Raw genomic sequence first — 7973 nt, 5'->3', positions numbered from 1 at the left:
GGAGAGAACGGGGTTTTCTACACTGATTTTTTGTGTTGTGTAGGCAGCAACAACTTTTGCAATCCCTTCTAGTTCGCCGTAGGTTAGTTCTTTTAAGATGTGGGTTTGCCAACCATTGGGACCCTCAACGATTACTTCGCCGGGGCGATTGATAACAATTTCAAATAAATTTTCATCATTGAGGAAGTCATCTAAGATCTTTAATTTTGTTAAAACGATGGAGGCTCGTTCTGCATTTTTTGCTGATGGCATAATGTGACTTTATTGGCTTAATGAAAAAAGGAATAGCTGGGAGTAGAGTGATACCTTTTGCTTGTTACTACTAGTTTATAGACAGATGAAAAATCGAGATCTCTTGCTACAAAGATGTTGACGAGTTCGCCTTGAAATTTTTCTAGGGTAGGCGGGATGTTGATTTGATTTTCAAGGGCAACGGTGGCTGTATCTTTTCCGATATTGCTTGCTTCAGAGCTGTTGAAACCACCACTTGAGTTAGAATTGCCTTTCTTTTTATTGGTTAGGTTTGTTGTAACGCTATCAACAACGGTGAGTAATAATGCTGAACTGAAGCGTTCCCACCAATGGGTGTTGACGTTGCCGTCAAAACCAGCTCTACCTAAACTGTCAGTTGCGGGAGATGCAAGATTGATGATGACACCGGTTGGTGTTTTTGCTCTTGTCCAGAGCACAAAGAGGCGAGATTGACCCTTTTTAAGCCCTCCTCGGTATTCTCCAACGACTTGGGTTCCTTTATCAAGCAAAACAACGCGCCCATTGTCAGAGAGGATATCACGGTTGATGATGCAGCTTGCAAAGCCTGGTTGGTCACTGTTTAATGCCGTTTCTAAGATACAGGGGATAGAAGTTCCCATGGCGATGATAAAGTTTCTATTTCCCATGATCCCAGCTCTTGTACCTTCTATTTTTGTAGGCTTTAGAAGTGAGGAAAAACTTTGTGAATCATTATTAGGAGTTTCACTTATATTATTACTATAGTAATTTCTCGGCATTTGAGTTGAAGAAGGGGGGGTATTGCTCGTAAAAGCCAATACGGGAGAACGTTGTGCTGCATCAAGTAAAGGATCATGTTCAACTATTTTTTCTGGTGTTGGTGATGGTGTTGGTAGTGTAATTGGAGCAATTTTTGCTTGTGATTCAGCGGAAACTAATTCTAAGGGAGTAACTGAGTTATTAAATTCTTGTTTTTTATGGATATTTGCCGTGTCTTTTGATGTTGGTGGTGTTGAAAATATATTCCAAAGCACATATGCGCAAAATCCTACAAAAGCTATAATAATGATTATTTTTTTTGTATCCGATTTTGATGTATTATTTTTGCCATCCCCAATAGATCCTCGATCTTCGATGATTGATTTATCACTCATGTGTTGTCCCCTTCAATTCCCGCTTATTTAAAGATCTGATGCAATTTTACGTTCAACAGATGGTGAGGTTGTTCCGGTATTTGGATTTGTGCCTTTTGGTTGATAGGCTTCGTTAAAGACGCATAGGACGTTTTTTCCCTGTCTTAGGGTGAAGCGTGCGCTAATGGCATGGACAATCACCATGTTGCCTCTTGTGGTTTTGGGAACCAGCGATTCTGTACCGTCATTGCTGACAATGTAAATGGCAGGGATTTCTTGGTTGTCTGGAAATGTAAATGTTGTGGTTTTGCCATTGTCATAAACGGAGGAGGGTTCGAGCACGCTTGATCCTTGAGCGGTGTAAGCCCAATTGCGTGGTCCGTAGGTTTCATACGCGTTGAAGACATTATCGATACGCTGGGCTTGTTGTTTTTCTTGTCGCATAAGGACTGCGAGTCTTCTTTGTTCTGCTTCGTCTTGGGGATAGCGAAATTTCACAAGGAAATATGTTTCTTGTCCAGAGGAAATTTCCCCATCTTTGATCGTAAGTTCAAATTGATAGGAGCGCTTTGAGCCATCAAGCTTTGTGGTGACGACTTGGAGATTGGTAATGGGTTGGACTTCCCGCGCTTTAAGGAAAAGAATATTGCCAGCGGGGGCGACTTCCCATGCAACGCTGTTGCCAATTGCCACATGGGCAATTTCTTCATTGGGAGAAAATTCTATTTGTACCGATGAGCGTATGGAGCCAATAATTTTTGTGACATTATAAGCATCATAGTTGATAAAGCGAATGCGGCTATCGCTCGGCGCGCGGGTGGGAAAAACACTCGCGTAGCTTATATTCGTCAAAGAAAAGGCAACAGCAATCCTAAGAATGAGAAAAAGAATTTTTTTTGTCATGATCAGTTGACCACTTCCGGATCAGTTCTATATTCATTAACGATAAATCCTAGAGGATTTATCAAGCGGTTTTGAACAGAGATAGGGGCATTGGTATATTCAAAGGTGAGTGTTGCAACCCAGTGGGTGATGAATTCTTTGTTGTTGTCGTTGTTACGCACAGTTCTGTAGTAACGCACTTGGGCGACATTTTCATTGATAAAAGAAATTGATTTTATTGTTATTGTAACGGTGGCGTGTTTATAAAGAATTTGAGGACTTTGGGGATTTTTTGCGCCGTACCATCCAGCAAATCTTTCTCGTTCTTCAGGTGAAGAGAGGAGAGAGATGGTTTCGAAGTTATTTTGTGTTTCTTCTACGACGAAACCTTCACGGAAGCGGACGTATTTTGCTGCAAAATAGCGTGTGATGGCTTCGTCGACATTTGTTGGACCTTCTTTTAAGGCTTCTACGACTTCAGTGATGCCGGTTGAATTATCAACGCGGATGACAAAGGGTTCTACGGTTTTAAGGGGCGTGAGGGTGATGACCGCGAGAGAAGACATTATTGCAACAGCAACGGCTATGCCGGCGATTGCAAGCGAGATGCGGGTGGTGCGGCGTGAGGCGAGCATGCGATCTTGATCGAACGAGCGTGCTTCAGCAATATATTGTTCTACGGCGTTTTCTTTCATGCTTTTTGCCCGCAATTTTTGTAAGACTTCATTTCTTCGTCCGTTAATTTTTGTGCCAAAAGCGTTTCAAGTTTGCTCTCTTTCACAGATGATTGTGTATTGCCACTTATAATAATAGGTCTTGGAGTGGGCTTCTTCCCTTCCCAATTCCACATTGATCTGTTGAGTGGACGTTTAGAATATCCATCACACTTTGGGAGTGATTTCAGCGTGTTTGATGAAGACATACAGCCACTAAGAAAGAGAAATGGCAAGATAATCCAAATTTTTTTAACTCCCCGCATTTGTAGTATTACCTCCTCTAAATTTTGATGCCAAACCTCTAAAACCAGCAAGAGCACCACGACTAGCTAATCTGCTAGTGTGGTGAGCTAAATGTGTTGAACCTGCAAGAGATGCTCCTCCAGAAGCTAAAGCAGAGGCAATTCCGGGTAAATGGATAAAAAGATAAATGCCACCAGTTCCAATAATCAAAAATTGAATTACAGAAAACATGATATCTTTAATGTCACCTGAAAGGATATCTATCGCAAGACTTACATATACGTTACCAAGCAAAGTGACTAATACCTGCAAAATGATAAAGTTTGCGAGTTGTCCTAACCATGCTTCTGTAAAACGTCTTGTCGTTGAAAACATATAAAGGCTTATGAAAAGTGGTCCAACCGATATGACAAGAAATGAACCAAGTTTAGCAAACATTGTGACGATAAAGCCAATAGTGCTAAAAAAAGCAGCAATTAATAAACAGATTAAACCAGCAACCCAATTAACAATATACTTCCCCATATCATACCATGCTGTATACTGATTTGCTGCATCAAAAACATGTGCAGAAGCATGTATCATCATATTGTCCCAGACATTTTTATCTGAATTTGCTCCTTGGGTGACATTTGCAATGGCATCAGGCAGATCAGTAAAAAATATGTCTTTGATCCAAGCATTATATTGAGAAGCGTTTGTAGTGAGTGTAACAACGATGGCAAGTTTAGCTGTTGTCGCTATAAAATCCCATAAAGGCATAGAAGAACGCCCATATATAATGTTGTAACCTATAAATGCAATATAGATTATACAAGATGCCGTAAGAGGAGCGGATAAAGAACTTGAAAGATTACTAATGGTCTTATCCATTAAGTTCCCAAGAGTATTCATTAAACGGTCATCTATATCACTGTACGTAGGAACGTAATCCATTAACGACATTGAATATCCTTTTTATTTTTTATAAAAACAACTATTGAGCGTTTCTTTCAGCTTCTTCTTTCTCTTTTTGTACGGCTTTAGCGCGCTCTTTTGCTTCTCGTTCCTCTCGTCTTTTATTTATTTTCTCTAGAGCTTTATTATAATTTTCTAAAGCTCTCTTAGAATGTTCTTCATCAAGTTCCTTAGCGGCTTGTCGCACATTTTGACAATTTTTCGAATTATCAGAAGCCCCACACTTCCATTGAAACTCTCTTATTAAGCTTTCATTTTTTTTAAATTCTTCTACGCTGTAAGTTTTTTCGCAACCAGTCGTGATAAGTCCTATGCAAAGCAGTAATGTTGTTATGATGATCTTGTTCATTTTCAATTCCCTCTTTTTAATTTTCAATTCCCACGGATTTTTCTTGCATAGTCTTGGTATCTTTTACTAGATTCTTCTCTAGAACGAATAATTTCAGCTTCCTGTTGAGCTTGCTGAATCATAGAGGCGGCTTGTGTTTGTAAAGCCTCTGCTTGTAATATTGCTTGTATAGCTGCTAATTGTGTTTGAGCATCTTGAACTTCAGCAGCGGTTTTAGCATTTTTGAGTTTTTCAATAATCTTACTAATGGCTTCTTTCTTTTTATCGGCATCTTCGTAAACAGCTTGCCCTGTTGCTGCTTGTCCTACATTGCGATTGTGCAATTTTTCCACTTCTTGCTTGTAAAAGGCATCAACGGCTTCTTTTGATCCACTACCACCCGATGGTTCTTTATATAAAAGTTTTTCCTTCCATTTTTCAGTGTTTCCGCTACCACCCCCAGTACCATCTATTGATTGTTCTAAATGATTAAAATCAGAGGGGAAAGCAGCATTATTCCCTTGTTTGTTGAGCAATTCTTGAAGAGCGGATAAATCAGGTTTTCCATTTAAGGAACTATATAATTGTTTTGCTTGATCGAGTTGGCTCTTTAATTGCTCAAGCTGTTGTTTGCCTTGTTGAACTTGCTGTTCTGCTTTTGCAACTTGTTCTCTCAATTTTTTGGCTTGCTCTATATTTTCCAGCAGTATTTTATAATCAAAGGGACCACCTCCAAATGCATTTGCTTGAGGTCCAAAAGAAATTGCGCAAAGAGCTGTTGCCAATAAAAGTTTTTTCATTGCTTTGACCTTTCTTGAAAAATAGGAAGCCATTTTTCTGGAGATTGTCCAACTTCATCCATAATGGTCTCTAGGAGTTCAATATTCTTGGTGGTGCCACTTAAAATGGCTATTTCATCATCAAAGCCGCGTAAATTCAGTTCTGCTACAACTGAACTTTGTCCTTGTTTGATGAGAAAACGCCGTGACTCACGGCTTAATTCTGATTGTATCAGGTTAAATTCTCTGTCCGATAATTTAAAACCTTCTACATAATCCCCATGATTGCCCTTTTGATTGGGAAAATAAATTTGTGTTGGACATTGCTCTATAATGGTGTGAGCAATGGTCGAATTGATCGCATCTTTGGGAGATTGCGTCGCAAATAACATCAAACCATTTTGTTTACGGATAGTTTTCAGCCTGTCTTGCGCAAAGGCTTTAAAGGAATCATCCTCCAAGGCTTTCCAAAACTCATCAATGACAATGATAATACGGCGCCCATCAATCAGAGACAAAATCCTATGAAAAAGATACATCATTAATGGGGGACGAATTTCATTATTATCTAAAAAATCCGTCATGTCATAACCAATAAATTTTGCATCAATGCCAATGTCGTCATCAGGATTGTCAAAAACCCACCCTAAGGCATTGCCTTTACACCATCTCTCTAAACGACCCGCTATCCCCTCTCTATGCGTGGTGTCAAAAAACATTTGTAAGGCCGATATTGTCCGTTGTTCTTTGGGTAATAAGGCAAGTTGGTCAACAGCCGCCGTGATATCTTGTCTTTCTGATTCACTGATCTTTTGATCTTCAGAAGAAACAAGCTTGATAATCCATTGGCGTAAAAAAACTCTATCTGCTGGATTGTTATAGTCTAAGCCTTTTAGCGGTGCTATGCCTGTCGGTCTACCATTCTTCAAGGGCATATAAGTGCCGCCACCCGCTCTGACAAAAAGTTCTGCACCCCGATCTTTGTCAAAAAAGACCATATTGGGATCATGCTTTTGAAGTTGCGCTAAAAGAAAATTGACAATAACCGTTTTCCCAGAACCCGACGGTCCACACACAAACGTATTGCCTAAATCACCAAAGTGAAAGTTAAAATAAAACGGTGAGCCGGCAGAGGTTTTCATCAAGGCTACCGCTGGTCCCCACACATTGCCATCTATTTTTCCAACCGGAAAAGAATGAAAAGGAGAAAGCGCTGCATAATTGCGGCTTGTTATTGCACCAGAGCGGGTGCGATAAGCATAATTGCCAGGCAATTGTGCCCACCAAGCTGCTGCTAACCCTAAGTCTTCCCGCGCAATCACAGCTCCACCATTTGTAAGATGAGAACGCGCTTTGGCAAGATTATCCGCTAACTCTTGCGGCGTATCAGCAAAAACTGCCAATGATAAATGATGTTCCCCTAAAACAAAACGATTGGATTCAAGATCATCAAGCGCATCATCCAGTTCCATAATTTGTGAACCTGCTCGATCTCCCGCATTGACCATTTGGTTTTGTTTGCGCCCCATAATCTGCTTGGCAATGTTTTTGCTCTTGAAAACAAAAGATTGGGTGAAAATAAACTCAAAGGGAAGCGTGAGCAAACCATCCGCCATGCCTACCCTAGTTTTTGCTGGATATTCTTTCCAACCAAACATGCCCGCAAACCGCTGTTCCGCCTCATAGCGTATTTCTATGATCTCTTTCCCAAAAATGAGACGGTCTGAATAAACAGTCGAAGCTATCGTCCCCCATGTGAGGGGGATACGTTCACGACGACCTCCCACCAATTGGTGGATAAACTCACTTTGCTGCGAATAAATATTACCCTCATGTTCATAAAGGCTTAGTCTTTTTGCACCATAGCGCTCTAAATTTTGAATAAGATCTGTTGTAATATCTTCAAGCTTGCGAATGGACTCTGCATCAACTTCTGTCTTTTCTTGCTTGGCTTTGCCTAAACGTTTGAAAAACTCCACTAATTTATCCGTTTGATCAACGTGTGGATTCCACAAAATAGAAAGATAAAGATCATTGCGATAAAGCTCCTGTGAAACCATCCGCTCGCGATATTTATCATCTAATTGCTTGGCAAATGCCGATCTGAAAGTCCCATCCGGATAAACGGTTTCACGCTTTCTGATAATATGGCTATAAAGCGCTATCCGTTCATCCGCTATGTTTTTAAACAGATTATTGAGTTGTTCGTGAAGCACATTCAGATCAATAATATCTGCTGTCTCAAAGTTAATGCCTTCAAGTTTAATAACGCTCATGAGAGCGCGTGAATCCAGCGCAATGATGTGTTTATTGACATGGCGCACGTAAGGAATGATCGCCTCTGGTTGCTTTTCACGTTTGTATTGAGCAGCATTCATTATAATTCCTCATAATTACGAATTAATCGTAATGGAGAAATACTTCCCCCACCCCATAGACTAGAGTTTCTGGCAAAAATAGATGTCTTTTGCCATGTCAGAAGAATACGAAATTTATTATGGTCATGCTTTAGGATTTCCTTGAATATGAAATGCATGGCAATACCAATGGTTACAAGAAAAATATTGCCTATCACAATAAACAATACCATCGTTCCTATCGCATTTAATCCCATAGCTTCCACCGTCACGCCCGCAATCATTGCAGGGCGCGTGCAAGCAAGAAATAACGTATCTTCTGTTAGCTTATCGCGCTCTTTCATGGC

Annotated in this window: 9 protein-coding genes and 1 pseudogene; all 10 read right to left on the bottom strand. The window is 40.3% G+C overall.

The window, feature by feature from the left end:
- Window positions 1-252 (bottom strand): annotated as a pseudogene (locus ACFIM6_RS08260) (P-type DNA transfer ATPase VirB11); the annotation flags it as partial.
- 17 nt (window positions 253-269) lie between these two features.
- On the bottom strand, window positions 270-1385 hold the full coding sequence (gene virB10 / locus ACFIM6_RS08255; protein WP_375612437.1) for a type IV secretion system protein VirB10: 1116 nt from the start codon (window positions 1383-1385) through the stop codon (window positions 270-272).
- 27 nt (window positions 1386-1412) lie between these two features.
- Complete coding sequence (virB9, locus tag ACFIM6_RS08250; protein WP_375612436.1) at window positions 1413-2267, bottom strand: P-type conjugative transfer protein VirB9; 855 nt, start codon at window positions 2265-2267, stop codon at window positions 1413-1415.
- A gap of 2 nt (window positions 2268-2269) precedes the next feature.
- The gene (locus ACFIM6_RS08245; RefSeq protein WP_375612435.1) at window positions 2270-2941 is read right to left on the bottom strand and encodes a virB8 family protein; all 672 of its coding nucleotides are present in this window, start codon (window positions 2939-2941) and stop codon (window positions 2270-2272) included.
- Window positions 2938-3225, bottom strand: coding sequence for a type IV secretion protein VblB7 (locus tag ACFIM6_RS08240; protein ID WP_375612434.1), 288 nt, complete (start codon window positions 3223-3225; stop codon window positions 2938-2940). The genes ACFIM6_RS08245 and ACFIM6_RS08240 overlap by 4 nt, the downstream gene beginning before the upstream one ends.
- Window positions 3212-4150, bottom strand: a complete 939-nt coding sequence (locus ACFIM6_RS08235; protein ID WP_375612433.1) for a type IV secretion system protein — start codon at window positions 4148-4150, stop codon at window positions 3212-3214. Before ACFIM6_RS08235 ends, ACFIM6_RS08240 begins: the two co-directional genes overlap by 14 nt.
- Before the next feature lie 31 nt (window positions 4151-4181).
- On the bottom strand, window positions 4182-4511 hold the full coding sequence (locus ACFIM6_RS08230) for an EexN family lipoprotein (RefSeq protein ID WP_375612432.1): 330 nt from the start codon (window positions 4509-4511) through the stop codon (window positions 4182-4184).
- A 23-nt stretch (window positions 4512-4534) separates the two neighbouring features.
- The gene (locus tag ACFIM6_RS08225) at window positions 4535-5290 is read right to left on the bottom strand and encodes a type IV secretion system protein (RefSeq protein WP_375612431.1); all 756 of its coding nucleotides are present in this window, start codon (window positions 5288-5290) and stop codon (window positions 4535-4537) included.
- Complete coding sequence (locus ACFIM6_RS08220) at window positions 5287-7647, bottom strand: VirB4 family type IV secretion/conjugal transfer ATPase (protein ID WP_375612430.1); 2361 nt, start codon at window positions 7645-7647, stop codon at window positions 5287-5289. The genes ACFIM6_RS08225 and ACFIM6_RS08220 overlap by 4 nt, the downstream gene beginning before the upstream one ends.
- Window positions 7647-7970, bottom strand: a complete 324-nt coding sequence (locus ACFIM6_RS08215) for a type IV secretion system protein VirB3 (protein WP_375612438.1) — start codon at window positions 7968-7970, stop codon at window positions 7647-7649. The genes ACFIM6_RS08220 and ACFIM6_RS08215 overlap by 1 nt, the downstream gene beginning before the upstream one ends.
- Window positions 7971-7973 lie beyond the last annotated feature (3 nt).

This window comes from Bartonella sp. AA9NXGY, assembly GCF_042196845.1.
Lineage (GTDB): Bacteria > Pseudomonadota > Alphaproteobacteria > Rhizobiales > Rhizobiaceae > Bartonella.
This window is presented reverse-complemented; position numbering and strand designations above follow the sequence as displayed.

Coding starts and splice junctions, on each gene's coding strand:
- virB9 (WP_375612436.1), bottom strand. CDS start 2,267: ATGACAAAAAAAATTCTTTTTCTCATTCTTAGGATTGCTGTTGCCTTT.
- ACFIM6_RS08230 (WP_375612432.1), bottom strand. CDS start 4,511: ATGAACAAGATCATCATAACAACATTACTGCTTTGCATAGGACTTATC.
- ACFIM6_RS08235 (WP_375612433.1), bottom strand. CDS start 4,150: ATGTCGTTAATGGATTACGTTCCTACGTACAGTGATATAGATGACCGT.
- ACFIM6_RS08245 (WP_375612435.1), bottom strand. CDS start 2,941: ATGAAAGAAAACGCCGTAGAACAATATATTGCTGAAGCACGCTCGTTC.
- ACFIM6_RS08220 (WP_375612430.1), bottom strand. CDS start 7,647: ATGAATGCTGCTCAATACAAACGTGAAAAGCAACCAGAGGCGATCATT.
- ACFIM6_RS08215 (WP_375612438.1), bottom strand. CDS start 7,970: ATGAAAGAGCGCGATAAGCTAACAGAAGATACGTTATTTCTTGCTTGC.
- ACFIM6_RS08240 (WP_375612434.1), bottom strand. CDS start 3,225: ATGCGGGGAGTTAAAAAAATTTGGATTATCTTGCCATTTCTCTTTCTT.
- virB10 (WP_375612437.1), bottom strand. CDS start 1,385: ATGAGTGATAAATCAATCATCGAAGATCGAGGATCTATTGGGGATGGC.
- ACFIM6_RS08225 (WP_375612431.1), bottom strand. CDS start 5,290: ATGAAAAAACTTTTATTGGCAACAGCTCTTTGCGCAATTTCTTTTGGA.